Here is a 25,936-nt window from a genome sequence, read left to right as displayed (position 1 = left end):
CCATGACCGGCATAGCCATTGTCTTCATGATCATTTCCATGCTGACCATCTGGGGCGGCCTCGCCGTCGCATTGATCAACCTCTCGCGTCATCCTGAAAAGGACAACGACGACGTCATTGAAACTGCTGGAACTGCGGGCAATAACAGCCTGTAGGGACATCAAGCAGCAACCGATACCTCCTTGCGCCGAGCCCCGCTTGGCGCAAGGAGGTATTTTTCTGTGCAGATGCACTACTGATCCCAGAGGCATTTGTGCCAAGTCTGGTAGTGGCAACGGGCCGCGAAGAATATTCTTCTTGTAAGAACACGTCGAGCCACGCGCTCGTAAAACCATAGTGAAAGGACAAGCAGGTGGACGTTAGCTACCGCATTGAACAGAAGCGCAAGATCAACTGGCCATTCCCCGGCCCCAAGTCGGAAGAACTCGCCGCACGCCGCGCCAAGGCAGTTGCTGCCGGTGTAGCTTCCAGCCTGCCAGTCTACGCAGCAGATGTTGACGGCGGCATCATCGTCGATGTCGACGGCAACCAGCTGATCGACCTTGGCTCGGGCATTGCTGTGACCACCGTGGGCGCTTCCAACCCAGCCGTGGCCAAGGCTGTCGCCGAGCAGGCGCAGCACTTCACCCACACCTGCTTCATGGTTGCCCCGTACGAGAACTACGTCGCCCTGGCTGAGAAGCTGGCCGCGATCACCCCCGGTGATTTCGAGAAGCGCGCGGTCTTCTTCAACTCCGGCTCCGAAGCGGTGGAGAACGCCATCAAGGTAGCTCGCATCGCCACCGGCCGCCAGGCGGTTGTCGCCTTCGACCACGCTTACCACGGCCGCACCAACCTCACCATGGGCCTGACTGCCAAGGCAGCACCATACAAGCGCGGCTTCGGCCCACTGGCACCGGAGATCTACCGCATGCCAATGAGCTACCCATTCCGCGAGGAGAACCCGAACATCTCCGGCAAGGAAGCTGCTGAGCGCGCCATCCTGGCCATGGAGAAGCAGATCGGCGGCGACCAGATCGCTGCGATCATCATCGAGCCAATCCAGGGCGAGGGCGGCTTCATTGTCCCTGCCACCGGCTTCCTGCCACGCGTTGCCGAGTGGGCCAAGGAAAACGGCATCGTCTTCATCGCCGATGAAGTCCAGGCCGGCTTCGCCCGTTCGGGTGCATGGTTCGCTTCGGACATCGAGCAGATCGAACCGGATATCATCACCGTTGCCAAGGGCATTGCCGGCGGCATGCCGCTGTCGGGCATCGTTGGCCGTGCCGACCTGCTGGACTCGGTCCACGGCGGAGGACTGGGCGGCACCTACGGTGGCAACCCGGTTGCCGTAGCCGCAGCTCTTGAGACCATCAAGTTCATGGAAGAGCAGGACCTGCCAGCTCGTGCCCGCGAAATCGAAGAGAAGTTCTTCGCCCGCTTCACCGCGTTGCAGTCCGCGTTCCCAGCCATCGGTGAAGTTCGTGGCCGCGGTGCCATGATCGCCCTTGAATTCGTCAAGGCTGGCGGCAAGGAGCCAGACGCCGATCTGACCAAGGCAATTGCTGCCGAGTGCCTGGCACAGGGTGTTGTCATCCTGACCTGCGGCACCTACGGCAACGTCGTTCGCCTGCTGCCACCGCTGGTCATCGGCGATGAGCTGCTCAACGATGCCCTTGACGTGCTGGAGTCGGCAATCCGCAAGCTGGCTTCCTAGTCCCTAGGTTCAGGGCACAATAAATAATGCTCCGGTTTCTCCCGCACCTGCAGGAGAAACCGGAGCATTATTTGTTAACCGCCCCAGTGCTTGCGGCAGCTAGCCGATCTTCTTGGGTTCTGGCAGGCGCCCTGCCTTGGGGGCACGAAGCATATCGACCAGGACGAAGATCACCGCAATCCACACCAGGACGAAGCCCATCCAGCGTTCGAAGGGCATGTGTTCTCCGAAGACCAGGACACCAAGAATGAACTGGAGCAGGGGAGCGATGAACTGCAGGGAACCCACCGTGCTCAACGGCAGGCGGCGGGCAGCACCGCCAAACAGCAAGAGCGGGACAGCAGTGATGATTCCGCTCGAGGCCAGCAGCAGGATTCCGGCCCAGTTGCTGTTCAGCAGGGTCGAGCCGGAAGTCTGGGACAGCCAGATCACGAAGATGATGGCCAACGGGGTCAGCCACAGGGTTTCGATGGTCAGCGCGCCAAGGGCGCTGCCCTTGGATCCCACCTTGTTTTTGACCAGTCCATAGAAGCCGAAGGAGAACGCCAGACCCAGGGAAATCCATGGTACCCGTCCCAAGCCCACGGTCAGGACAATCACGGCGACGGTGGCCAGGGCAACCGCGGCCCACTGCAGCGGGCGCAGCTTCTCCTTGAGCACCAGCACGCCAAGCAGGATCGCGACAATCGGGTTGATGAAGTAGCCCAGTGATGCTTCTAGGACGTGTCCTGTCAATACCGCGAACGCGTAGAGCACCCAGTTGGCGGCGATCAAGATGCTGGCCAAGGCCAGCTGGCCCATGGTTTTGGTATCGCGGAACATCGCTGCAAACTGGCGGATCTGCGACGTGGCCGCGAGCAGTATGATGCAGAAGATCAATGAAAAGAGAACTCGTACTGCGACGAACTCAACGGCAGAGATTTGCGGAAGCAACAGGAAGTAGACCGGCAGCAAGCCCCAAATGAGATAGGCAGATGTGCCTTGGATCAGACCATAGCTGTGTTCAGAGCGGACGGGAGCGGTGGTGCTTGATGACATTCAGGATGTACGCTTTCGAGCTAATGTGATTCAGGAGCAGTCGGAGTGCGGCGACAAAAAATTGCACCTTGCAACTAATAATCTACAACGCCGCAGGCACAGCAATATTCCCCGCTGAGCGAAACCCGGGTTTCGAAGCTGGTGCGGTGCCTCACACTCCTGGGCGGAAGCTGCAATTGCTGGAACTGACCGTGCCATCCATCCGTTGACTAGACTAGGAAGTACCATCTTGGTCTTTGTCATTTAGGGGAGTGCGTCAAGTTGCATGGACATAACAACGGACTGAAAACAGCATTGCTGCTTGGCGGAATGTTCGCCCTGCTCTTGGCTATCGGTTCGCTCATTTCTGCCGGAACCGGCCGGTCGATGTTCATTTGGGTTTTCGCGCTGATCGGCCTGGGAACCACGGCTTATGGCTACTGGAATAGCGACAAGCTCGCTTTGCGCTCCATGCACGCCTATCCGGTGAGCGAAGCCGAGAACCCGATGATGTACCGCATTGTGCGGGAGCTGTCGATGAATGCCCAGCAACCAATGCCGCGCTTGTACATTTCGCCGACTTCCTCGCCCAACGCCTTTGCCACCGGTCGCAATCCGCAAAACGCCGCGGTGTGCTGCACCGAGGGAATTTTGCAATTGCTCAACGAACGCGAATTGCGCGGGGTGCTGGGCCATGAGCTGATGCACGTGTATAACCGCGATATCCTCACCTCCTCGGTAGCTGCCGCCGTCGCGGGTGTCATCACCTCCATCGCCCAGTTCCTGATGTTCTTCGGCGGTGGCGGAAGCAACGAGAACCGCAACGTCAATCCGATTGCGCTGATCGCCTTGTCCCTGTTGGCTCCATTGGCCGCTTCCATCATCCAGATGGCCGTGAGCCGCACCCGTGAGTACGACGCAGACGAGGATGGCGCCAAGCTGACCAATGATCCGCTGGCCCTGGCCAGCGCGTTGCGCAAGCTCGAATCGGGCATTTCCCAGGCGCCATTGGCTGCCGGCGACCAGAAGCTGGTTAACAGCTCCCACCTGATGATCGCCAATCCCTTCGGTTCGCGCCTGAAGCAGATGTTCTCCACGCACCCGCCAATGGATCAGCGCATTGCCCGTCTCGAGGCCATGGCTGGTGGACGCGGGTACTAGGAGCCCTTAAAACAACATTGGAGGCGGCTTCCCACTGGGGTGGGAAGCCGCCTCCAATGTTGTTGGCACACAGGGTGCCGGTGCTGTTCCTAGCGGAAGTTCACGAACTGCAAGTCTGCTTCTTCGAAGTCGCGCAGCAGGGCCATGGTGGCCTGCAGGTCATCGCGGGACTTGGAGGAGACGCGCAGCTCATCGCCCTGGATGGTGGACTTGACGCCCTTGGGAGCTTCATCGCGGATCAACTTGTTGATCTTCTTGGCGACATCCTGTGCGATGCCTTCCTTGATGCTGGCCTCGATGCGGTATTCCTTGCCGGAAGCGTAAGGCTCTCCAGCGTCCAAGGACTTCAGCGAGATGCCGCGCTTGACCAGCTTGGTCTGGAAAACGTCGAGGACCGCATTGACGCGCTCTTCCGAGTTGGCCTTCATCAAGATCTTCTCGCCGCTGAAATCAACCTCGGCGCCGACGCCCTTGAAGTCGTAGCGCTGGGCAATTTCCTTCTGGGCCTGGTTCATCGCGTTAGCGACTTCCTGGCTGTCTACCTTGCTGACGACGTCGAATGTGGAATCACTAGCCATGTGAATGCTCCTAGCTGTAACGGGTCTTATTCGCTACATAGCCTACCGGTTTTATGCCCTGAAATCGGGCTGTGATCAGGCTTACAGGGAAAATAGCCCCCTCGATTTCACTTCGCCGAAAATCTCCTGTAGAGTTATTTCTCGTTCCGACAAGAACAAATGTTCTTGAAAGAGCAATCTCGGCAGATTACCCGAGTGGCCAAAGGGGGCTGACTGTAAATCAGCTGGCAACGCCTTCACTGGTTCGAATCCAGTATCTGCCACAAATAACTCCCGGATCCTTGATCCGGGAGTTTTTTGCTTCCCCGATAAAGTTTCATTGTGATCCGGATCTATTCCCGCTCTCAATGAAGATCACCTTTCTACGTATTTCATCTGAAATTCGGCTACCGTATAGGCATGGCAACTAGAAATGTAAGCGAAGATGACTTCGCGAAGTTGATTGAAGACAACGACATCGTCCTCGTGGACTTCTGGGCTGATTGGTGTGGACCGTGCAAGCAGTTCGCCCCGGTTTATGATCAGACCTCGGAAAAGTTCACCGATGTTGTTTTTGCCAAGGTGGATACCGAAGCCGAGCAGGGACTGGCACGTGCAGCCAACGTGACCTCGATTCCTACCATCATGGCGTTCCGCGAGCAGGTTCTCGTTTTCTCGCAGGCCGGTGCGTTGAACCAGCCGCAGCTTGAAGATTTGGTGACCGCGGTCAAGGGCATTGATATGAGTGAAGTACACAAGCAGATCGCTGAGGAAGCCGCCCAGGCCAACTCTTAAGACTGTTTGTCGGCTTCGGGCCCTACCTCTGCCGGTGATCCAGCGGAGCGTAGCGGGGCCCGAAGCTTTGTTTTCTCTCGCCGGAAAGCCCCAAAAGCCGGACGACCCGCTGCCGGTGCGGGGCAAAGGGAGCCATGAGCTCCAGCATCTGCTGATCATTGATTCGACGTCCGGTCAGGACTTGTCCCACGAAATCGGCCAAATGGAAATCTCCCACGGATATGTGGTCGGTTGAGCCATGGGAACGCTGCAGCGTTTCGGCAATCGTCCACGGCCCAATTCCAGACACTGATCCTAGAGCCGATTCAAGTGTTCCCGGCGCCTTCGCCGTCGGCTTTGGCTGATCCAAGGGCTTGTCGGCCCACCAATTCAGGGCACCGGATGCCTGAACAAAATTCCGGATGGCCTCAGCACGCTTGCCTTCAACACGGGCAACCTGCCAATCCCAGCGGCGAAGCGGAGCAAGCTCCTGCGCCGAGGGAAAAATTCTCAAGCCGACCGGGACCGGGCCAGGCGCTGGTTGCCCATGATGCCTGATAAGCCAACGCCAAGCGTAGTTCGCTTCAATTCCGGTGACTCGCTGTTCCAGAATGGCCCCGATGGCATGCTCGAAGATCCTGCCGGTCGCGGGCAGCACAAGATCCGGGTGCTCGGATCGCGAGCGGACGACAATTTCTGGAAAAAGTCCCCTGTGGAGCAGGTCGTCAAACTCGCTCCAGTCGTCCCCGGCGCCGAGCAGGTTTGGTGCACTATGAACTGCCCATTCGCCACCGGGCCCCCAAGCACGGAACTCGGCCGGCCCCAGGCGCAGTGGCTTGGAAATGTGCAGGGTCGCTGGGCCTTCGGGCGTGGAAAATGCCAGCCAGGCTTCGGTTTCAGAAATCCGGATCGTTGGGTCGCCTTGGCCGCGACGCAGTATTCCCAGGGACTTGACCAGGGACACTGGCCGTCCGGGGGAGAAGCTGGCGCTCCAAGATTTCTGCATATTTCGCATCATATAGCGTGACCCAGACAGGAAAACAACCATGGGCCGATAGCACTGATGAAAAGATCGCGTCCACTGCATGACGTTTCGCTACGTTTCGGAACGACATGTATGACAGGCGCCGGTAAAGTTCTTGACATGAAGTATGCGTCCACAGTTTTAGATCTGATCGGCAATACCCCGCTGGTGAAGCTCAACCGCGTTACCGATGGCGTCAAAGCCACGGTATTGGTCAAACTTGAATACTTGAACCCAGGCGGCTCCATCAAAGACCGCATTGCGTTGAAGATGGTTGAACGCGCTGAAGAGCGCGGCCAGCTCAAGCCAGGTGGAACCATTGTGGAACCAACCAGTGGCAACACCGGTGTTGGCTTGGCCATGGTGGGCCAGCTCAAGGGCTACAAGACAATCTTTGTCACCCCCGACAAAGTTGGTGAAGAAAAGCGCGACGTGCTGCGCGCCTACGGAGCCCAAGTTGTGGTCACCCCGACCGCCGTCGCACCAGATTCACCAGAGTCCTACTACGGTGTCTCTGACCGGCTGGTGACCGAAATCGAGGGCGCATACAAGCCAGACCAGTTCTCCAACCCAGGTGCACCAGACAGCCACTTTGAAACCACTGGTCCAGAAATTTGGAATGACACCGATGGAAAAGTCACCCACGCGGTGATCAGCGCCGGAACCGGCGGCACCATTACCGGCACCGGGCGCTACCTGAAGCAGATTTCGGCCGACCGCGCTTCAGGCCCAGTCAAGATCATCGCAGCCGACCCGGACGGCTCGGTCTATTCAGGCGGAACCGGACGCCCCTACTTTGTCGAGGGCGTTGGCGAAGACATGTGGCCGGGGAACTACGACCCATCGGTGCCCGACGAAGTCGAGGCAGTCACCGATGCTGAAGCTTTCGAGATGACTCGTCGATTGGCGAAAGAAGAAGGGCTGCTGCTTGGCGGGTCTTCGGGCATGGCAGTCGTCGCCGCCCTGCGCGCAGCCCGTCATCTGGGCGAAGATGATGTTGTTGTCGTGATCGCACCGGATGGTGGACGCGGCTACCTCGCCAAGATCTTCAACGACAGCTGGATGCTGCAGCAGGGCTTCACCACCGATGACTACTCCGCCTTGGACTTCATCGGCTCGGCACTATCCAAGCAGGGCCCAGAGACTATTAGCGAAGATGCCACGCTGCTTGAAGCTGCCATGGCCTTGCGCGCACAGGGCGCCGACGCGCTGGTCGTCTCGGCCGCTGCCTTGCCTGCCCGTATCGGCGAGGTACGCGGGGTCATTGGTGCTGGCACCCTGACCGAAGCATTGCTTTCGGGGGCCGAGGGCACGAGCACCATCAAGGAACTGGGCAGCCTGCCCATGCCGCTGATCGGTGTGGCCGACACCCTCGACAATGCCCAGGAACTGCTCAAGGCCCACCCGGCCGTACTGGTGACCAAGGCCGGCGAAGTTATTGCCGCCGCCACCGCAGCGGACCTGCTGGCCTACTCGACCCGCTAAAGAATTCACTAAAGGACTGATATCGATGACCGAAAACATTCAGGGCTCCAACACTCGCTTTGTCCACGCCGGACAGGAATTCGAGCCGCGCACCGGTGCCGTCGTGCCGCCACTGCATTTCTCTTCGACCTACGCACAGGACGGCATTGGCAACCTGCGCAGCGGCTACGAATATGGCCGTGGCGGCAACCCGACCCGTGACGCCTTGCAGGCACAGCTGGCTGGCGCCGAGTTTGGCACGCATGCCTTCTCCTTCAGCTCGGGACTGGCCGCGGAAGACTCGCTGATCCGCGCCATCTTGCGCCCGGGTGACCACATCGTTCTTGGCAACGACGCCTACGGCGGAACCTTCCGGCTCATCGACCGCGTGCTCGGTGACTGGGGCATCGGCAATACGCCGGTGAATATGGCCGATGAAGCGGCTTTGGCTGCCGCCATTGAAAAGAACAAGGCCAAGATGGTGTGGGTAGAGACCCCATCGAATCCGATGATGACCATCACCGACATCGCCAAGGTCGCCGAAGTGGCCCATGCTGCCGGTGCCTTGCTGGTAGTTGACAACACCTTCGCCAGCCCCTTCCTGCAGCAGCCGCTGACCTTGGGTGCGGACATCGTGGTGCATTCAACCACCAAGTACATCGGCGGGCACTCCGATGTTGTCGGCGGTGCAGTCATCGTCAAGGACGCCGCACTGGCAGAAAAGATCGGATTCATCCAGTTCGCCGTCGGCGCCGTCTCCGGACCCATGGATGCCTTCCTGACCACACGCGGCCTGAAGACCCTGGGTGTGCGCATGCGCGCCCACTCGGAGAACGCCGCACAGGTTGCCCAGTGGCTGCGCGAGCGCAGCGAAGTTGAGCGCGTCCTGTACCCGGGCTTCGAGGACCACCCGGGCCACGAGATTGCCAAGAAGCAGATGAGCGGCTTTGGCGGCATGGTGTCGGTTCAGTTCAAGGGCGGCGAAGCAGCGGCCCGCAAGATTGCCGAAAGCACCAGGTTGTTCACCCTGGCTGAGTCCTTGGGCGGCATCGAGTCGCTGATGAACTACCCATCGGAAATGACGCACGCTTCGGTCAAGGGCACCGAGCTGGCAGTACCAGTGAACCTGCTGCGCCTGTCGGTGGGCATCGAGGATCCAGCGGATCTCATCGAAGACCTGGATAAGGCCTTCACCAACCTCTAGGCTGCACAAATCAAGGACGCGGGGTTCAGTTCAGAACTGATCCCCGCGTCCTTGATCGTTTCCGCGGTGAGGTGGCTGGCGCTACCGTCGGGTTTTTGCCGGCTTGGGCGAGACAATCTTGAAGTAGCGATTGCTGCTGGGCGTCCACATCAAGGCCACGCTGAACATGATGATGGCAGCGAGCAGGGAATAGCGTCCGAAACGCAGAAGCAGCGGCAGGGCCGTGATCACGCCGAGCCAGGTCAAATTGGCGCGGGCAGAGCGCTCGCCGATGAATAGCCGGTATCCGAGCACTGCGCAGGCACAGCCTGCCACGGCAAAAAACAAGGCCAAGGCAACGGCGCCAAAGTTCAGCGATGCCGTGTCGCTGTGCTCATAAATCAGGAAGCCTCCAAAGCCAAGGAACAGCACTCCGGCAAGGAACCAGAGCACCTGGGCGATGAGCAGGCCACCGGGGACGGGCTCGTCCGGGCGTCGCGCCAATAGAGGATTTTTCACACCTATAACACTACGTGCTTTGTCGCGGTGCCCGATCTCACACGGGCTGAGCACTGACAATTACAGGGGTTACACGTTAGTGTTAAGTGTTCGCGAACATCAGGGTATCCCTCTCGCATCCAGCCCAATTTTTGAGGCCGGAGCCTTCTCGTGTTGTATTTTCCGCAAAGTGTGTGCGGGTCTTTATGTCATAGGGGAGCGCTTGGTGAGCGTGACTTGTATCTGACTGTGCAGCCTATACGTCGTTTCTTTGGGGACGGCCAAGGCCCATCCCCAACGAATGAGGTAATTCTTCGTGTCTTCTGACATGCCCGTAAACACTGACGACAACCAGACCCCAGAAGAGCCAACCGTGCTCTTCTCCGAACTTGGTCTGGATGCCCGCGTGCTTGCCTCGCTTGCCGACCTTGGCTACGAAAAGCCATCGCCAATTCAGGCAGCAACCATTCCACTGCTTCTCGAAGGCCGCGACGTTGTCGGCCTGGCTCAGACCGGTACCGGTAAGACCGCTGCTTTCGCACTTCCTGCCCTGTCCCGCATGGCAGAACTGGCTGACACCAATGGTCCAGCCAAGACCCCGCAGATCCTGGTTCTGGCTCCAACCCGCGAGCTGGCCCTCCAGGTCGCCGAAGCCTTCACTTCCTACGCCAAGTACCTGCCGAACTTCACCGTTCTGCCAGTGTACGGTGGCTCGCCATACGGCCCGCAGCTCAACGGCCTGCGCCGTGGAGCACAGGTAGTCGTCGGTACCCCGGGTCGCGTTATCGACCACATCAACAAGGGTTCCCTGGACCTGTCGAACCTGCAGTACGTCGTACTGGATGAGGCCGACGAAATGCTGCGCATGGGCTTCGCCGAAGAGGTCGACAAGATCTTGGAAGCCACCCCTGAGGACAAGCAGGTTGCCCTGTTCTCGGCAACCATGCCACGCACCATCCGCCGTATCGCTTCGGAATACCTGCGCAACCCGCAGGAAGTTGCCGTGAAGTCCAAGCAGTCCACCGGCACCAACATCACCCAGCGTTACCTGCAGGTCATGGGTGCCCACAAGCTGGACGCCATGACCCGCATCCTCGAATCCGAGGAATTCGACGGTGTCATCACCTTCGTTCGCACCAAGATGGCTACCGAGGACTTGGCTGACAAGCTGAAGGCCCGCGGCTTCACCGCTGCAGCCATCAACGGCGACATCCCTCAGCAGCAGCGTGAGCGCACCGTTGAGAACCTGCGCTCGGGCAAGATCGATATCCTGGTTGCTACCGACGTTGCAGCTCGTGGTTTGGACGTGGAGCGCATCTCCCACGTCATCAACTTCGACATCCCGCATGACACCGAGTCCTACGTGCACCGCATTGGCCGTACCGGCCGTGCCGGCCGCTCAGGCGACGCGATCCTGTTCATGACCCCGCGCGAGAAGTACTTGCTGCGTGCCATCGAAAAGGCTACCCGCCAGCCGGTGACCCAGATGCAGCTGCCTTCCCTGGACTCGGTCAACGACCGCCGCATCCAGAAGTTCACCGATCGCATCGACAAGACCATCAGCGGCCAGGATCTGACCACCTTCCGCGAAATCGTCGAGAAGTTCGCTGCTGATCACGAAGATCTCGATCAGCTGGAAATCGCTGCCGCTCTGGCCTTAATGGCCCAGGGTGGACGCCCGCTGTTGATGACCGAACCGGTGATTCCTGCTTCGAAGAAGGCCCGCATGGATCGCGATCGCCCAGAGCGTGGCGACCGTGGCGATCGCGGAGAGCGCGGCCCACGTGCCCGCAAGACCGCTGCCGAAGGCAACGCCATGTACCGTTTGGCCATCGGCCGCCGCAACCGCGTGCAGCCAGGCTCGATCGTTGGCGCTTTGGCTAACGAAGGCGGCTTCAACTCCTCCGAAATCGGTGGCATTGAGATCCGTTCGGACCACACCTTGGTTGAGTTGCCAGCAGAGCTGAGCAAGGACCAGTGGCGTGCACTGTCCAAGACCCGCATTGGCGGCGAGCTGATCAGCATGGAGCTGGATTCCGGCCGCAAGCCACGTGGCGATGACGAAGGCGACCGCGGTGGATTCCGTGGTGGACGCGGCGGTGGCGACCGTGGTGGATTCCGTGGTGGACGCGGCGGCGGCTTCAATGACCGTCGTGGTGGCGGCGAAAAGCGCTTCGGTGGCCGTGGCGGCAAGGATCGCTTCAGCGATTCGGGTCGCAGCGGTGGACGTCGCGACTACTAAGCCAGCACTCGCTGCAGCTTATTAGCTAGCACAGCATAATGCCCCTGGATCAAGCCGAAAGGCTTGATCCAGGGGCATCATCGTTTCCAGAACAACAGGGGCCGCAGCACCAGCTCTACGGGGCGGTACTGCCTACCGGAATCTCATCGCCGAGATAGACTTTTCCGCCGCTTTCTACGAACTCCCGGCTCTTCTGCGCCATGCCGGCCAACGCAGCTTGCGCTTCCGCTGAGCCGTACTCGTCGCGAATGTCCTGGGAGATGCGCATGGAGCAGAACTTCGGGCCGCACATCGAGCAGAAGTGGGCTGTCTTGGCAGGTTCCGCAGGCAACGTCTCATCATGGAATTCCTGCGCTGTGACCGGGTCCAAGCTCAGGGAGAACTGGTCGTTCCAGCGGAACTCGAAGCGCGCCTTGCTCAGTGCATCATCGCGGGCGGTGGCCCCAGGATGCCCCTTGGCCAGATCTGCGGCATGCGCTGCAATCTTGTAGGTAATCACACCGGTTTTCACGTCATCGCGATTAGGCAATCCCAGATGTTCCTTGGGTGTGACATAGCAGAGCATGGCGGTGCCATAGCGGGCGATTTCGGTGGCGCCAATGGCGCTGGTGATGTGATCGTAGCCGGGTGCGACATCGGTGACCAACGGGCCTAGCGTATAGAAGGGCGCGCCGTCGCACAGTTCCTGTTGGCGTTCCACGTTCTCGCGGACCATGTGGAACGGGATGTGCCCCGGTCCTTCCACCATTACCTGAACATCGTACTTCCACGCGCGCTTGGTCAATTCGGCAAGGGTATCAAGTTCAGCGAATTGGGCCGCATCATTGGCGTCGGCAATGGATCCCGGGCGCAGCCCGTCGCCCAATGAGAAGGCCACGTCGTACTGCGCAAAGATTTCACACAACTCGTCAAAGTGCGTGTAGAGGAAATTCTCCTGGTGATGAGCCAGACACCATCCGGCCATGATGGATCCGCCGCGCGAAACGATCCCGGTGACGCGGTTGGCTGTCAGCGGGACATAGCGCAAGAGCACGCCGGCATGGATGGTCATATAGTCCACGCCCTGCTCGCATTGCTCAATAACGGTGTCCCGGAAAATTTCCCAGGTCAGTGCGTTCGCTTCGCCATTGACCTTTTCCAGGGCCTGGTAGATCGGCACGGTGCCGATGGGGACCGGCGAATTTCGAATGATCCATTCGCGGGTGGTGTGGATGTCATCGCCGGTCGAAAGGTCCATGACAGTGTCTGCACCCCATTTGGTGGCCCACTGCAATTTGGAGACTTCTTCGGCGATGGAGCTGGTCACTGCTGAATTGCCGATATTCGCATTGATCTTTACGAGAAACGCCTTGCCGATGATCATCGGTTCGGATTCAGGATGGTTGATATTCGAGGGGATGATCGCTCGTCCGGCGGCAAGCTCGCTGCGCACCAGCTCTACATCGCATTCTTCGCGCAATGCTACATAGCGCATTTCCGGGGTGATGACTCCCGCACGAGCGTAGTGCATTTGAGTCACTGCTGCCCCGTCTACGGCCTTGAGCGGCGGAGCGGAACGTCCAGCCCACTCATCGCTGGCAGTACCGCGGCGGACCGCTGAACGCCCATCGTCATGCAGGTTCCGCTCGCGTCCCGCATAGCGCTGCACGTCTCCACGCTCAAGAATCCAGGATTCCCGAAACGGCTTCAGTCCCTGCGTTGGTTCACTTCCCGGACCGCTGGTGCGATACACAACCACCGGCTCGTTGGGCTGGCCATTAGGGGAGTCCGCAAGCTGGATCTGCGTAACCGGAACTGAAATCCCATCGGCTTCGCGGAACGCGAGAGAGTGGGCGGAATGCTGTTCAAATTGTTCCATTGAGAAACTCACTTCCTTCGCCGGCATTACCCGGACAGGTTCAACGGTCGCGGACAGCTGCAGTCCGATCTCAGCCCTTGCCATGGGGCTCCCGTGTGGTCGCAGATGACACTAGCACGAAAATTTCTATCGGAGGCAAATGGGCCACACGGTGACGATCGGCCAGCGAAATGTTTTGTGCGAAGCGAGGATGAAATCCTGGCCATATTCGGTCCAGAATAAAAGTTCTGGGTAAACGAAAAGAGAGACAATCTGCAATCAGATTGTCTCTCTTATTTCGAGCCCCCTGCCGGAATCGATCCGGCGACCTCGTTCTTACCAAGAACGCGCTCTACCACTGAGCTAAGGGGGCAACGAGTAAATACTCTACACAGGTTTCTGACGTTTGCAAAATCCTGAATGAATTTGTAGCTGAGGTCACAAGCGTACTACTCAAGTCCGGAATGCGGACGGCGGGTCACTGCCTGCAGAAGTTTTCCGGGCGCCAGTATCCGATCAGGGAAAAAGTCTATTGGCGCCACATGGAGCATCGATGAAATCTGGTTCTTCTGGCCGCATTTGGGGAGTTCTTGGGACTCGCCTATTCGTATCCGGAGCCCTTGCAACATTCCTGCTGCGTTCGACGGGTACTGGGCTTGCTTGCCATGAAAATTAGAAGTGTTGCAAAGGTGCGCATAATTGCAGGCTGATCACCAAATTCCCCTCAGTGAGCATCGTCACCAAAGCACTTTTGTGCCACTGGTTGTGCCGCGCAAGTGCCAAAATTGCCAATAATCAATTCTGACTAGTAGTTATTCGCCTGAGCGGTATCGAATTAGAGGGTTGAGCGCCGATTTTTGTTTGTGCGGGAATCCGTGTAGAGTATTTACTCGTTGCCCCCTTAGCTCAGTGGTAGAGCGCGTTCTTGGTAAGAACGAGGTCGCCGGATCGATTCCGGCAGGGGGCTCTGAGTGAGAAGCTTTCTTGGCTTCTACTGGATTGCTTCTCACTTGTGGCGGCGTAGCTCAGCTGGTTAGAGCGCACGACTCATAATCGTGAGGTCCCGGGATCGAGTCCCGGCGCCGCTACAGATTTTGCCCCGAAATCCCCGGATTTCGGGGCTTTTTCGTTTCTGAAAATATCGGTAGCGAACAAGGCCTCCGAGCGCAACAATCTTTCGCTCGGAGGCCTTGCTCTGTTTTTTTGGACTAGCGCTACTGGGTAGCGCCCTTGTCGCGGTGGTCCTTGCCCGTTGAAGCTTCCTTGGCAAGCATGAGCAGTCCTTGTATTACCTCCGCGTCTACTTCTTGCCCGTTAGCGTTTTCGTCGTTGGCATCGTGGCCATGAACCTCGGTATGCAGTCGCTGCATCTGCATATCAAGCTTGGTGGCTACGGCTGCGGCTTCGGCAAGTTCTGAAGCCAAATAGGCAGGGACTTCGCCTTCGTACTTGTAAAAGATCTTGTGTTCCAGGCTGGCCCAGAAGTCTTGGGCGATAGTGCGGATCTGCAGCTCAACAATGACATTCACCGGTCCGTCCGAGAGGAAGACCGGGATTTCAACGATGGCATGCACGCTCTTGTAACCGCTTGGCTTTGGATTCTTGATGTAATCCTTGATCTGGATGACTCGAATGTCATTTTGCGCGGTCAAGGTATTGAGCACCTTGTAGATGTCCTTCACAAAGCTGCAGGTGATTCGGACACCGGCGATGTCGCTGATGTTCTCCCTGATGGCTGAGAGGGAAGGATGGATATTCCTCTGGCTCACCTTGCGCATGATGCTTTCCGGAGTTTTTACCCGGGAGGTAATGTGCTCGATGGGATTGTACTTGTGCAGGTAGAGGAACTCTTCACGAAGAATCGAGACTTTGGTCAGAACTTCGTCGACGGCAAACTGGTATTCCATCATGAATCGCTGGAACTGTAGCCGGAATGCCTGGGTCATTTCTTGTAGTTCGCCTGAACTCAGGTTTGCCGTAGAAGGCAGCGGGATAACGCCGCCGTTGTCTTCTGGGTTTGGAGTGGAAATCCTAAATCACCTCTGCAGGTTGGGGCGATGTCAACAGACACGAACGCTCTATAGTTTTAGCGTAGGTCATCCATCTAAGAATTGGGCCAGAAGAAGTCGTGAATCTATCGGGTGGACGTGGAGCGTTAGGCAACTGAGGTGCGGTCATGATTGAAGAACGGAAGCTTCCGGCCTACGCTGCAGGCGCTATCGACGTTCCGTTCGTTATCGGGTTTTTTCAAGAGCGCGTTGACGTCGACACTTGCTGGCCGTCGCATTCCCACCCAACACACGAGCTGCTATGGAATCAGCGTGGCGCTTCCACAGTGAGCGTCGGCCCGCGAATGTGGACCATTACGCCAGTGCTAGGTGTCTGGCTGCCAGCCGGGGCCTTGCATGAAGGCCGGGCTTGCGCCGGCAGCGTGTGCAATATGAGCCATTTCGGGATCGACAGTGTTGAGCCAATTGCCCTGGAGCCTGTTCCGGTCGTCATAACACCTCTGTTGAGGCTGCTCTTGGAGCGTCTGGCGGATCCGGGCTTGAATCCAACATCGCGTGCCATCACAGAAGCTGCCGCGATGGATAATTTGGAACCCGCACCAGGACATCTGTCCATTCATATGCCACAGGCGGATCTGCTGCAGCCAATAGTCAGTGGCATGGTCGATGAGCCCCAGCCCGCGCTAGGCCTTCAGCAATGGTCTGATCGGTTGGGGGTCAGCGGGCGAACGATCTCCAGGGCGTTTCAAGCTGAAACGGGCAGCGGCTATTCACGGTGGGTCGCCTCATTGCATGCGCAGCAAGCCATGGAAATGGTGGCTCGGGGTGATGACCTCCAGGATATTGCCCAACTGCTTGGCTTCAGCTCCCAGAGCTCACTGGGTGCAGCATTTCGCCGGAATACGGGATTTACGCTTTCAACTTTCCGCGATTCAAAATAGCCGTGTCCGTTTTGGGCGAATATTGTCAATTTCGCGTGATTGCGAACATTCCATGCGATCAATACGATAGAGAGGAAAGGCTCACCTAAGTGGATTGCTAAACGAGACTTGCACCTATTACGGGCAATGGTTCTCTGACTAATAAGCACCCTCCCTGCTGGGCACACTCGCTGACACCTCGTGGAGAATCACCCATGCTCGCATCACGCCGCAACTTCTGGAAACCTGCCGCCCTCATCGCCGCAGGTGCATTAGCGCTGACAGGATGTTCATCAGCCGCAACGGGTTCTGACGAACAGGCCACCGCTGCATCCGGAGAAAATCAAGGCTTCCCAAAGAGCATCAAACATGCCCTGGGCACGGCAGAGATCTCCAAGAAGCCCGAACGCATTGCCACCGTGAACTGGTCCAACCAAGAAGTTCCACTCGCGCTAGGCGTCGTCCCAGTGGGAATGGCCGCAGCGAATTTTGGTGATGATGACGGCGACGGAATCCTGCCATGGGTCGAGGAAAAGCTCACCGAGCTCGGTGGAGACACCCCGGTGCTTTTCGACGAAACCGATGGCGTGGACTTTGAAGCCGTGGCAGATTCCAACCCGGACCTGATCTTGGCTGGATACTCGGGACTCACCGAGGAAGACTACGACACCCTGAGCCAAATCGCTCCTGTGGTGGCCTACCCTCAAGCAGCATGGTCCACCAGCTGGCGCGAGAATATTGAACTCAGCTCCGAAGCCATGGGCCAAGAAGCCGAAGGCAAGGAAATGATCGCGGGCATTGAACAGGACATTGCTGAAGGTCTCGAAAAGCACCCCAATATCACCGGAAAATCGGTGATGTTCGTGACTCACGTAGACCCAGCGGACCTGTCCACGGTCAACTACTACACTACGCACGACACCCGTACCGCATTCTTTGACGACCTGGGGATGACCACTCCCAAGGCAGTGGCAGAAGCCTCCAGCGGCGAAGTGAAATTCTCCGGTGAAATCTCAGCCGAAAACGTTGACGAGCTCTCAGACGTCGATGTGATTGTCACCTACGGCGACGACACCCTCATTGACACGCTCGAAGCAGATCCGCTGCTGTCGCAGATGCCGGCAGTCAAGAACGAAGCAATCGTGGCCCTTGATGGAAGCGGACCGCTGGGCACCGCGGCAAACCCCACCCCGCTGGCAATTTCATGGGTGCTCGATGACTACCTTGACCTGCTAGATGAAGCAGCATCCAAAGCAGGCAAGTAGCCGCCAATTGGCTTCGATGCATGCACCGAAAGTTGAAGGTCGGGGAATTACCTCACTATGAATGCAGTTGCTACCCGTCGCGGCGTGGCTGGCGCACCCCTTCGCCAGCCACGCCGTCGGCGTCTGTTCTGGCTGGTTATGGCCATCCTGATAGTGCTCGTACTGGCCGTTGGATCAGTTTCCATCGGCGCCAGGCACGTGGCTCCATCAGACATTTGGGCAGGATTTCTAGGACACAGCGGCAACGTGCCGCAAGCGGCCGTCGTCAAACGTGTGCCGCGAACAGTGCTGGCACTGGTCATCGGCGCAGCGCTGGGACTCTCCGGGGCGATCATGCAAGCAGTCACCAGAAATCCCCTGGCTGATCCGAGCATCCTCGGCGTGAACATGGGGGCCTCGCTCGCAGTGGTTATGGGCATCACCTGGTTTGGCATCAGCACCGCGCACGGGTATATCTGGGCCGCCATCCTGGGAGCCGCCATTGCCGCGGTATTCGTCTACGTGGTCGGCTCCATGGGACGTGGGGGAGCCACGCCTTTGAAATTGGCGCTGGCAGGGGCGGCAACATCTGCCGCGCTGGCATCATTTGTCACCGCGATCTCGCTGCCGCGCGCAGACCTGGCCGACATCATCCGCTCGTGGCAAATAGGAGGCGTTGGAGGAGCCACCTTCGCCAACGTTGCGCCCATGCTGCCCTTCCTGGCCGTGGGGCTGGCAATTGCCATTGGCAGCGCCAATGCGCTGAATTCGCTGGCCCTGGGCGACGAACTGGCTGCCGGCCTCGGCGAGAAGGTCATGGCCGTTCGAGCCGTTTCAGCCTTGGCGGCCGTGATCTTATGCGGCGCTGCCACCGCCATGGCGGGTCCCATCGGTTTTGTCGGGCTGGTTGTCCCGCACATGTGCCGCCTGCTGGTCGGCGTTGACCAGCGCTGGCTCCTGCCTTTTTCGGCCCTGGCCGGAGCCGGGCTGCTGGTGCTCTCGGATATCATCGGGCGGGTTGTCGCCCGGCCCGGAGAACTGGATGTCGGCATCCTGACCGCACTGATTGGCGCCCCGGTATTCATCATCATCGTGCGCCGTTCTAAGGTGCGAGAACTGTGAACACTTCCATTTCTGGCACCGCAACCCAGCCCGGTGTCCAAGCAGCGACCATCGTGCGCCAGGAGCGCGCAGCCCTGATCCAGCGGTTGCGCGGGGCGCGCAACCAGCGCTCAAAGCAGCGGCGAATCATCATTGCAGTGCTCAGCCTGCTGGTGCTGGCCATGATCGTGCTGAGCCTGTGCCTGGGGCAAACCAACTATTCGCCAGCCCAGGTGTGGCAAGTGATCCAAGGGCACAAGGTGCCCGGTGCCAGCTTCACCGTGGGTACGCTGCGCCTGCCGCGAACCGCCATCGCCCTGATCGCCGGCCTGAATTTCGGACTAGCCGGGGCCAGCTTCCAAACCCTCTTGCGCAATCCATTGGCCAGCCCCGACGTCATTGGCATCAGCACCGGTGCCTCCGCAGCCGCAGCCTTCGCGATTGTCATCCTGTCGCTGTCAGGGACCGTGGTCTCGGTCTTCGCCATCGTGGCAGGACTGCTGATCGCGACGCTGATCTATTTGCTCGCCTACAAGGGCGGTGCGGCAGGGACACGGTTGATTCTGGTTGGCATCGGCGTGGCAGCCATGCTGGAATCGCTGATCAGCTGGGTGCTGACCCAGGCTGGGCAGTGGGACCTGCAGGAAGCCACCCGCTGGCTGACCGGAAGCCTGAACGGCAGCAGCTGGGGCGAAACCATGCCAGCGTTGATCGCGCTCTGCGTGCTCGGCCCCGTGCTATTGAGCCAGACAAGGCACCTGGACAGCCTGCAGATGGGCGATGACACCGCTGCTGCGCTGGGCACGCGGGTAGAGCGCACTCGAATCCTCGTGATCATGGCGGCCGTCGGCTTGATTTCCTTCGCCACCGCCGCCACCGGCCCCATCGCCTTTGTCGCGTTCTTGTCGGGTCCCATTGCCAGCCGCATCATCGGGGCCCGCGGCTCCAAGCTCATCCCGGCAGCCCTCATCGGCGCGCTGCTGGTGCTTGTTGCAGACTTTGCTGGCCAATACCTGCTGGGCACCAGATTCCCGGTGGGAGTTATCACCGGGGTGCTCGGAGCACCGTATCTGGTCTACCTCATCATTCGAACCAATCGGGCTGGAGGCTCGCTCTAATGCCACCTCGTGAACTGACCGTTGCCGGCCTGCGGGTCGGATACGGCGAACGCACCATCATCGACGGCCTGGAACTTCGCATTCCGCCGGGCGCGATCACCTGCATCGTCGGCCCCAACGCCTGCGGAAAATCCACCCTGTTGCGCTCCATGTCCCGGCTGCTGCACCCCAAGGCAGGCCAGGTGCTGCTCGATGGCAAGGACATCCACCGAATGCAGCCCAAGGCCCTGGCCAAGATCCTTGGCTTGCTGCCGCAAAACCCGATCGCTCCAGAAGGCATCACGGTCGCGGACCTCGTGGGCCGGGGACGCCAACCACATCAGGGCCTGTTTGCCCGCTGGAGCAAAGACGACGATGCCGCGGTGGCCGAGGCCCTGGAAGTCACCAACACCGTGGAATTAGCCGACCGCCCGGTAGATGAGCTCTCCGGCGGGCAGCGGCAGCGTGTTTGGATTGCGATGGCGCTTGCCCAGGGCACCGAGACGCTCCTGCTTGATGAACCCACCACCTTTCTGGACGTCAGCCACCAGCTGGATGTGCTCGATCTGCTCACCGACTTGAACCGGCAACGCGGGACCACCGTGGTGATGGTGCTCCATGACCTCAATCTGGCCGCCCGCTACTCGGACCACCTCATTGCCCTGCGCGATGGTTCCATCCGCGCGCAGGGCAAGCCGGAAGACATCCTCACCGCACAGGTGGTCCACGAGGTCTTCGGGCTTCAGTGCCAGGTGATTGCCGACCCGAGCACCCTCAAGCCATTGATCCTGCCGGCAGGACGGCACCACATGCTGGAGCATGCCGGAGCGTAGCCGGCAATGCGGCGTGCCCTAAGGTTGTAGGGATAGCTTCAGGAAGGTATTGATGGAACTCGCTAGCGTTTCCCGGCAACTTTGCCACGGCATCGGATTCTCCCAGCATGAGCAGGCGCCCATGCTCCGGCTGCGCACCGGGGAGAACTGGAAAACCGAATACCTGGAGCTGAACCGCTCGCTGAGCCTGGTCGTCGGGGACCTGAAATTCTGCCTCGGCTACATCACTATGAATCGCGACGGCTCACGCAATGTCCTGCCATGCCCCAAAACCAAGGCCTTGCGCACCGGCACCCAGTGCGAGAGCTGCCGCAGGCTGGACCATTCCAAATTTATGCACCACTTCCACAAGACGGGGGAAGCCCCCGAAGGCATGCGCAAATACCTGGAGCAGCCGCATTTCCTGTATATCGCCAGCTTCGCCCACGGTGCCACCAAGGTGGGAACCACCTCGACCCAGAGCCAATGGACCCGCCTGGCGCAGCAGGGAGCAGTGATTGCCCGCTACATTGCCCGCGCCAACGATGGCACAGCAATCCGGGTACTTGAAGACCTGGTCACTGAGCACGTGGGATTGAGCCAGCAGGTGCGGCAAAAATCCAAGATCAAGGGGCTGGTCGGCTGGGAGGTTGACTACGAGCAGCTGGATGCCATCAATGGCCAGGCAGCCAACCAGGCCCGCGACTTCTTGGCTGCCCAACGGGGACTGGAAACCTACGGGGTCCAGCTGCGTGATGAGCTCTGGGAGCAACCGGGCTTCGCCCGCCCGGTCATCGATGCGTGGAGCACCCGCGCCCTGCACGCCTGGTCCTCCCCGGTGCCCGGTGCGCGGCACAAGCTGCGCATCCGAGGGGTGCTGGGCCAAAGCATCATGGCCGATAGCGGGGATGGCACCACCTTGCGCCTGCTTGATGCGGCCGAGCTGAAAACCCGCCAGGTGGATCTGGCTGAGGAACGCGGGGAATTCAGGGAAGAGCAGTCGGCGTTGTTCTAGATTCATCGTCCAGACCCTGTCGGTGGAGTCACGAGGAAATGCCGTTGCGCCAATGAGCCCTGACGCCAGAGCTGAACTAGACTTGATCCATGACCAACACTCCTTGGGAAGCTGCCTCACCACGCTATAAGAAGCTCGTCTTCACGGCCATGGCCATCATGGGAATCGGCATCATCCTGGCGATCATCGGCGCCAACATTCCATCCTTGCCCACGGTGTACACCGCCATCGGCATCATGCTCGTCGGCATGCTCTGCCACATCGCCGGCATGATGGTCCGGGCCAAGGACGCCCGCCAGTGGCGCATCGAGAACGGCCTGGCCGCCCCACGGGCTTCCAAGCGCTCAGCCGACGACGCACAGTAAGTTTTAGATCGAACCACACCGCAGATGTCGGGCCAGAGCAGGAACACTTTTTGCTCCAGCACGTCATTTTCAGCTACATCAACGTTCAGGAGAATCCATGGGCATCAATCCCGAACTAGTGGGGCGCGTATTCCCCGCTGGAGAGTCCTACCAGGTAGGACGCGAAAAAATCCGCGAATTCGCTCAGGCAACCAAGGCCACTTCGCCAGCCCACTTCGACGTGCAGGCAGCCCAGGAGCTGGGCTACGCCGACGTGGTCGCGCCCCCAACTTTCGCCATCATCGTGGCACAGCGCGCCGACGCGCAGCTGATTGCCGACCCGGCCTCGGGCATCGACTTCTCCCGGGTGGTCCACGCAGACCAGCGCTTCACCCACCACCGTCCAATTGTCGCCGGCGACGAACTGGTTGCAGAACTGCACGTTGACCAGGTCCGCGAAATGGGCGCCGGCGCGATGATCACCACGCGCGCGGAAATCACCACCGTGGCCGGCGAATCGGTCGCCATCACCATCTCATCGCTACTGGTACGAGCTGAGGACTAAGCATGATCGACTTCGAAAGCCTTGAAAAGGGAACGGTCATCGGTTCCCGCACCGTGCAGGTCAACCGCGCGGACCTCGTACGCTACGCAGGCGCCTCGGGGGACTTCAACCCGATCCACTGGAATGAGCGCTTCGCCAAGGAAGTAGAGCTTCCCTCGGTCATCGCCCACGGCATGTTCACCATGGGCTCGGTCATCGACCTGGTATCGCAGTGGGTGGGAAACCCCGGAGCCATCATCGACTACCAGACCCGCTTCACCAAGCCGGTGGTGGTCGAAGATCCCGAGGGCAGCAACCCGGGAGACTTTGAAGGCACCAGCATCCAGGTGGAAGGCAAGGTCGGCGCGCTCGATAGCGAGCAGCGCACCGCCCGCATCGATCTGGCCGTCACCGCCAGCGACAGCAAGGTGCTGCTCAAGTGCCAAGCAGTGGTGCAGCTCTAGAGATGCACCCAAACGGCAATGCGCACCAGCTGGCAACCCGCTGGCGCAACGCGTTGATGGCAGCCTACCTGGCCAGCGGACTATTGATCTCCGCCCTGGTCTCGCGGCTGCCAGCAGTGCGCGACGCACTTGACCTCGACCACGCCAACGTGGGCCTGCTCCTGTTGTGCATGAGCGCAGGCTCCTTCCTGTCCGTCTCGGTCTCAGGCCAATTGGTGCTGCGCCTGGGCGCAGCCAACGTCATGCGCATTGCCGCAACCATCGGCGGCGGCTCCCTGCTCCTGGTCGGATTCAGCACCGGAGTCCTGGGCAGCACCCTGGCCTGCGGCATTTTCCTGTTCACCCAGGGGCTGGGGACCGCTTCGTGGAATGTGGCCTCGAACGTCCAGGGCGCTGCCATGGAACGGGCCCTGGGCAAGAGCATCATGCCGGCCCTGCACGGATTCTTTTCCATCGGAACCGTCATCGGCGCCGGGATCGGCGCACTGGCCGCCGCCATCGGCCTGCCGCTTCAATACCACTATGGGCTGATCGGCCTGCTCATCATCGGCACGGTGCTCTACAGCTCGCAGTTCTTCGGTGAAGACTTCAGCCGCACCCCGCGCACATCCAATGGCCCATCGCTGCGGCGCGCGTGGAGCGAACCGCAGACCGTGCTGCTCGGCGTGCTGGTTTTGGGCATGGCGCTCGCCGAAGGCGCTGCGGGGGACTGGGTGGCATTGGCCCTGGCCGACGGGTATCAGACCACGGAAGCAACCGGAGCGATCGGCTATGGCATTTTTGTCACGGCCATGACCTTGACCAGATTGCTGTCCGGCGACCTGATCTTGCGGCTAGGCCGGGTCACCATGATCCGTGCCAGCGCCATCAGCGCATTGATCGGCGTATTGCTCTTCGCCTTTGGCAATAGCCTGCCGCTGGCCTTTGCCGCCCTGGCCATTTGGGGCATGGGCGTGGCCTTGACCTTCCCGCTGGCAATGAGCGCCGCCTCCGATGATCCGCTGCATGCCGCCACGCGTGTCGCAGTGGTCTCCACCATCGGCTATGGCGCATTCCTCGGCGGCCCGCCACTGCTGGGCCTGCTGGCCCAGGCCATTGGCCTGCTGCCAGCACTGGGCTCGATCTCCCTGCTGATCGTTGTCGCATTCATCCTCTCTTCGAATGCCGCAGGATATCCGCAACACGACGAAGCAACCGAAAACTAGATTGTTGACCTGGCTGCACGCTATGGCCTCGACACTGAAAGCACATGGAATCAATGCTGAAAAACCTGACGACAACCCGCGTTGGCGGGCCCGCGCATCAGCTGGTCACCGCCACGAGCGAGGCCGAACTTGCCCAAGCTGTCGCAGCTGCGGATAGCGCGGGCCAGAAAGTCCTGCTGATCGGGGGTGGGTCGAACCTGGTCATCAGCGACGAAGGATTCCCGGGCGTGGCCATCCAGATCGCCACCCGCGGCCTGCACCTCGACGAACAGCCATCGGGCAAAGTCCTGCTCCGAGCTGCCGCCGGTGAAAGCTGGGACGCCACTGTTGAATACAGCCTCGTCCAGGGGCTCAGCGGCCTTGAAGCGCTCTCCGGAATTCCTGGATGCACCGGAGCCACGCCAGTGCAGAACGTCGGCGCCTACGGGGCAGACGTCTCCCAGGCGCTGGCTTGGGCCAGGGTCTACGACCGCCAAACCAGCCAGGTGCTCAAGCTGGATAACTCCCAGCTGGAATTTGCCTATCGCGATTCGGTCATCAAGCGAACCAGCAATGACGGATCGCCACGCTACGTGGTCCTGGAAGTTGCCTTCCTGCTTGAGCGCGAGAGCCTGTCGGCGCCGATCCGCTACGCCGAGCTGGCCCGGCGCTTGGATGTGGAGGCCGGCGATCGTGCCGACGCGCTCCTGGTGCGCCAGACGGTTCTTGAACTGCGCCGTTCCAAGGGAATGGTTTTCGACCCGAAGGATCCCGACTCGCACTCCACCGGCTCCTTCTTCACCAACCCGATCGTCGATGCCGGGGTCCTTGAGCGGCTTCCGGAAAATGCCCCGAACTACCCGGTGCCGCAAGAAGGCATGGTGAAACTGTCCGCGGCCTGGCTGATTGACCAGGCGGGCTTCGGCAAGGGCTACGGGCTTGAAGGCACCGGCGGCTTCAGCGTGGCAGATGGCCGTGCCTCGCTGTCCACCAAGCACACCCTGGCCATCACCAACCGAGGCGGGGCAAAGGCCGCGGACATTGTGGCCATAGCCCGCGCTGTGCGTGCCGGGGTGCAAGAACGCTTTGGGATTATGCTGGTCAACGAGCCATTGCTCATCGGCCTGGAGCTTTAATAGCCTGGGGCCAAGGGCTGTACCTATCCAGAAAGTGCCACGCTGATGCCAGAACTGACCTTGCGCAAGCTCTCCAGCGGCGATATCGATTTAATCGAGGAAAACTTCCAGTCGCTCGAAGGAGCCGGCGAATCCCAATGGTTTGGATTCTGGGATACCCAGAAGCTGCGCACCCGGCTGAGCCACGACCAATTTATCGGCGGCAATGATGGAGCCCTGGCTATCTGCCTGGGGGAGCAGACCATCGGCAAAGTTGATTGGTTCACCGTCACCAGTTGGGGACGGGCCAATACCTCGGCCTGCTGGGAGATCGCGATCGGGATCTTCGCTGAGCACCGGGGCCAGGGCCATGGAACCCAAGCCCAGCGGCTGCTGGCCGACTACCTTTTTGCCCATTACCCGCGCCATCGCATCCAAGCGACCACGGCAGCTGGGAATATTGCCGAGCAGCGCAGTCTGGAAAAAGCGGGATTCAGCCGTGAAGGGGTTATCCGGCAGTCCCAGTGGCGTCATGGCCGCTGGCATGACCAGCACATTTATTCATTGCTTCGCCACGAATTTTCGCGGTCGATGTAAGTTGCCGACCGGCAAGGCAAACGGCTCGGGCCGGAAC

At 59.8% G+C, this 25,936-nt stretch carries 25 protein-coding genes, 4 tRNA genes and 1 riboswitch; of the genes, 22 read left to right on the top strand and 7 right to left on the bottom strand.

Translation table 11 applies throughout. From position 1 onward, the window contains the following. Positions 1-2: 2 nt before the first annotated feature. The gene (locus tag H6F58_RS15685; protein ID WP_146275779.1) at positions 3-155 is read left to right on the top strand and encodes a methionine/alanine import family NSS transporter small subunit; all 153 of its coding nucleotides are present in this window, start codon (positions 3-5) and stop codon (positions 153-155) included. Positions 156-352: 197 nt separating this feature from the next. After that, positions 353-1,696, top strand: coding sequence for a 4-aminobutyrate--2-oxoglutarate transaminase (gabT, locus tag H6F58_RS15680; RefSeq protein ID WP_195182116.1), 1,344 nt, complete (start codon positions 353-355; stop codon positions 1,694-1,696). Positions 1,697-1,795: 99 nt separating this feature from the next. Here the strand turns inward: gabT and rarD are convergent, their stop codons facing one another. Further along, on the bottom strand, positions 1,796-2,734 hold the full coding sequence (rarD, locus tag H6F58_RS15675; RefSeq protein ID WP_146275775.1) for an EamA family transporter RarD: 939 nt from the start codon (positions 2,732-2,734) through the stop codon (positions 1,796-1,798). A 261-nt stretch (positions 2,735-2,995) separates the two neighbouring features. Between rarD and htpX the strand changes: the two genes are divergently transcribed. After that, complete coding sequence (gene htpX / locus H6F58_RS15670; protein ID WP_060702286.1) at positions 2,996-3,874, top strand: zinc metalloprotease HtpX; 879 nt, start codon at positions 2,996-2,998, stop codon at positions 3,872-3,874. Between the two features lie 89 nt (positions 3,875-3,963). On the opposite strand, the gene H6F58_RS15665 is transcribed toward htpX, so the two are convergent. Continuing rightward, the gene (locus H6F58_RS15665) at positions 3,964-4,452 is read right to left on the bottom strand and encodes a YajQ family cyclic di-GMP-binding protein (RefSeq protein WP_060702271.1); all 489 of its coding nucleotides are present in this window, start codon (positions 4,450-4,452) and stop codon (positions 3,964-3,966) included. 181 nt (positions 4,453-4,633) lie between these two features. On the opposite strand from H6F58_RS15665, the gene H6F58_RS15660 reads away from it, so the two are divergent. Both H6F58_RS15660 and trxA read left to right on the top strand, forming a co-directional pair. Then, positions 4,634-4,715, top strand: a tRNA-Tyr gene (locus H6F58_RS15660). 136 nt (positions 4,716-4,851) lie between these two features. Continuing rightward, complete coding sequence (gene trxA, locus H6F58_RS15655; protein WP_060702270.1) at positions 4,852-5,226, top strand: thioredoxin; 375 nt, start codon at positions 4,852-4,854, stop codon at positions 5,224-5,226. 22 nt (positions 5,227-5,248) lie between these two features. Here trxA and H6F58_RS15650 read toward each other — a convergent pair whose 3' ends face one another. Next, on the bottom strand, positions 5,249-6,211 hold the full coding sequence (locus H6F58_RS15650; protein ID WP_146275773.1) for a hypothetical protein: 963 nt from the start codon (positions 6,209-6,211) through the stop codon (positions 5,249-5,251). Positions 6,212-6,349: 138 nt separating this feature from the next. Between H6F58_RS15650 and H6F58_RS15645 the strand changes: the two genes are divergently transcribed. Together H6F58_RS15645 and H6F58_RS15640 are read left to right on the top strand one after the other, a co-directional pair. Next, positions 6,350-7,714 (top strand): cystathionine beta-synthase, encoded by a 1,365-nt coding sequence (locus tag H6F58_RS15645; RefSeq protein WP_146275771.1) that lies wholly within the window; start codon positions 6,350-6,352, stop codon positions 7,712-7,714. Positions 7,715-7,739: 25 nt separating this feature from the next. Beyond that, on the top strand, positions 7,740-8,897 hold the full coding sequence (locus H6F58_RS15640) for a cystathionine gamma-synthase (protein ID WP_195182115.1): 1,158 nt from the start codon (positions 7,740-7,742) through the stop codon (positions 8,895-8,897). An 81-nt stretch (positions 8,898-8,978) separates the two neighbouring features. Here H6F58_RS15640 and H6F58_RS15635 read toward each other — a convergent pair whose 3' ends face one another. After that, positions 8,979-9,395 carry a hypothetical protein gene (locus H6F58_RS15635; protein ID WP_146275769.1) on the bottom strand — a complete coding sequence of 139 codons (417 nt, stop codon included), beginning with the start codon at positions 9,393-9,395 and terminating at the stop codon, positions 8,979-8,981. A gap of 307 nt (positions 9,396-9,702) precedes the next feature. Between H6F58_RS15635 and H6F58_RS15630 the strand changes: the two genes are divergently transcribed. Then, positions 9,703-11,616 carry a DEAD/DEAH box helicase gene (locus H6F58_RS15630; protein WP_195182139.1) on the top strand — a complete coding sequence of 638 codons (1,914 nt, stop codon included), beginning with the start codon at positions 9,703-9,705 and terminating at the stop codon, positions 11,614-11,616. Positions 11,617-11,731: 115 nt separating this feature from the next. Here H6F58_RS15630 and thiC read toward each other — a convergent pair whose 3' ends face one another. Both thiC and H6F58_RS15620 read right to left on the bottom strand, forming a co-directional pair. Beyond that, the gene (gene thiC, locus H6F58_RS15625; protein WP_060702265.1) at positions 11,732-13,474 is read right to left on the bottom strand and encodes a phosphomethylpyrimidine synthase ThiC; all 1,743 of its coding nucleotides are present in this window, start codon (positions 13,472-13,474) and stop codon (positions 11,732-11,734) included. Then, a riboswitch (TPP riboswitch) is annotated at positions 13,470-13,579 on the bottom strand. Its footprint overlaps the gene before it by 5 nt. A 175-nt stretch (positions 13,580-13,754) precedes the next feature. After that, positions 13,755-13,826: transfer RNA gene (locus H6F58_RS15620), tRNA-Thr, on the bottom strand. Between the two features lie 522 nt (positions 13,827-14,348). On the opposite strand from H6F58_RS15620, the gene H6F58_RS15615 reads away from it, so the two are divergent. Continuing rightward, a tRNA-Thr gene (locus H6F58_RS15615) sits at positions 14,349-14,420 on the top strand. Positions 14,421-14,467: 47 nt separating this feature from the next. Further along, positions 14,468-14,541, top strand: a tRNA-Met gene (locus H6F58_RS15610). A gap of 126 nt (positions 14,542-14,667) precedes the next feature. Here H6F58_RS15610 and H6F58_RS15605 read toward each other — a convergent pair. Then, positions 14,668-15,399: a GTP pyrophosphokinase family protein gene (locus tag H6F58_RS15605; protein ID WP_195182114.1), complete on the bottom strand. Its 732-nt coding sequence runs from the start codon at positions 15,397-15,399 to the stop codon at positions 14,668-14,670. A 230-nt stretch (positions 15,400-15,629) separates the two neighbouring features. On the opposite strand from H6F58_RS15605, the gene H6F58_RS15600 reads away from it, so the two are divergent. The 12 genes from H6F58_RS15600 (at position 15,630) to H6F58_RS15545 (ending at position 25,899) form a co-directional block, all read left to right on the top strand. Further along, the gene (locus H6F58_RS15600; protein ID WP_171918762.1) at positions 15,630-16,403 is read left to right on the top strand and encodes an AraC family transcriptional regulator; all 774 of its coding nucleotides are present in this window, start codon (positions 15,630-15,632) and stop codon (positions 16,401-16,403) included. Positions 16,404-16,597: 194 nt separating this feature from the next. Beyond that, positions 16,598-17,647 (top strand): iron-siderophore ABC transporter substrate-binding protein, encoded by a 1,050-nt coding sequence (locus H6F58_RS15595; RefSeq protein ID WP_195182113.1) that lies wholly within the window; start codon positions 16,598-16,600, stop codon positions 17,645-17,647. 57 nt (positions 17,648-17,704) lie between these two features. After that, positions 17,705-18,748: an iron ABC transporter permease gene (locus H6F58_RS15590; protein WP_195182112.1), complete on the top strand. Its 1,044-nt coding sequence runs from the start codon at positions 17,705-17,707 to the stop codon at positions 18,746-18,748. Next, positions 18,745-19,845 (top strand): iron chelate uptake ABC transporter family permease subunit, encoded by a 1,101-nt coding sequence (locus H6F58_RS15585; RefSeq protein ID WP_348536405.1) that lies wholly within the window; start codon positions 18,745-18,747, stop codon positions 19,843-19,845. The genes H6F58_RS15590 and H6F58_RS15585 overlap by 4 nt, the downstream gene beginning before the upstream one ends. Then, a complete protein-coding gene (locus H6F58_RS15580) occupies positions 19,845-20,657 on the top strand; it encodes an ABC transporter ATP-binding protein (RefSeq protein WP_060702260.1) in 813 nt (270 codons plus the stop codon). Before H6F58_RS15585 ends, H6F58_RS15580 begins: the two co-directional genes overlap by 1 nt. Before the next feature lie 52 nt (positions 20,658-20,709). Then, a complete protein-coding gene (locus tag H6F58_RS15575) occupies positions 20,710-21,651 on the top strand; it encodes a DUF2797 domain-containing protein (RefSeq protein WP_146275758.1) in 942 nt (313 codons plus the stop codon). 89 nt (positions 21,652-21,740) lie between these two features. Then, entirely contained in the window at positions 21,741-22,016 is a 276-nt protein-coding gene (locus H6F58_RS15570; protein ID WP_060702258.1) for a hypothetical protein, read from the top strand. Between the two features lie 97 nt (positions 22,017-22,113). Continuing rightward, positions 22,114-22,560, top strand: a complete 447-nt coding sequence (locus H6F58_RS15565; RefSeq protein ID WP_195182111.1) for a MaoC family dehydratase N-terminal domain-containing protein — start codon at positions 22,114-22,116, stop codon at positions 22,558-22,560. A 2-nt stretch (positions 22,561-22,562) separates the two neighbouring features. Continuing rightward, positions 22,563-23,003, top strand: a complete 441-nt coding sequence (locus tag H6F58_RS15560) for a MaoC family dehydratase (protein WP_146275756.1) — start codon at positions 22,563-22,565, stop codon at positions 23,001-23,003. Then, positions 22,979-24,208, top strand: coding sequence for an MFS transporter (locus tag H6F58_RS15555; protein ID WP_348536404.1), 1,230 nt, complete (start codon positions 22,979-22,981; stop codon positions 24,206-24,208). Before H6F58_RS15560 ends, H6F58_RS15555 begins: the two co-directional genes overlap by 25 nt. 53 nt (positions 24,209-24,261) lie before the next feature. Further along, the gene (locus H6F58_RS15550; RefSeq protein ID WP_146275751.1) at positions 24,262-25,323 is read left to right on the top strand and encodes a UDP-N-acetylmuramate dehydrogenase; all 1,062 of its coding nucleotides are present in this window, start codon (positions 24,262-24,264) and stop codon (positions 25,321-25,323) included. A 45-nt stretch (positions 25,324-25,368) separates the two neighbouring features. Next, positions 25,369-25,899, top strand: a complete 531-nt coding sequence (locus tag H6F58_RS15545) for a GNAT family protein (protein ID WP_195182110.1) — start codon at positions 25,369-25,371, stop codon at positions 25,897-25,899. Positions 25,900-25,936 lie beyond the last annotated feature (37 nt).

The organism is Glutamicibacter sp. FBE19 (assembly GCF_015524875.1).
GTDB classification, from domain to species: Bacteria; Actinomycetota; Actinomycetes; order Actinomycetales; family Micrococcaceae; genus Glutamicibacter; species Glutamicibacter halophytocola.
The sequence above is the reverse complement of the archived record's forward strand: the minus strand, read 5'-3'. Positions and strand labels throughout refer to the sequence as shown.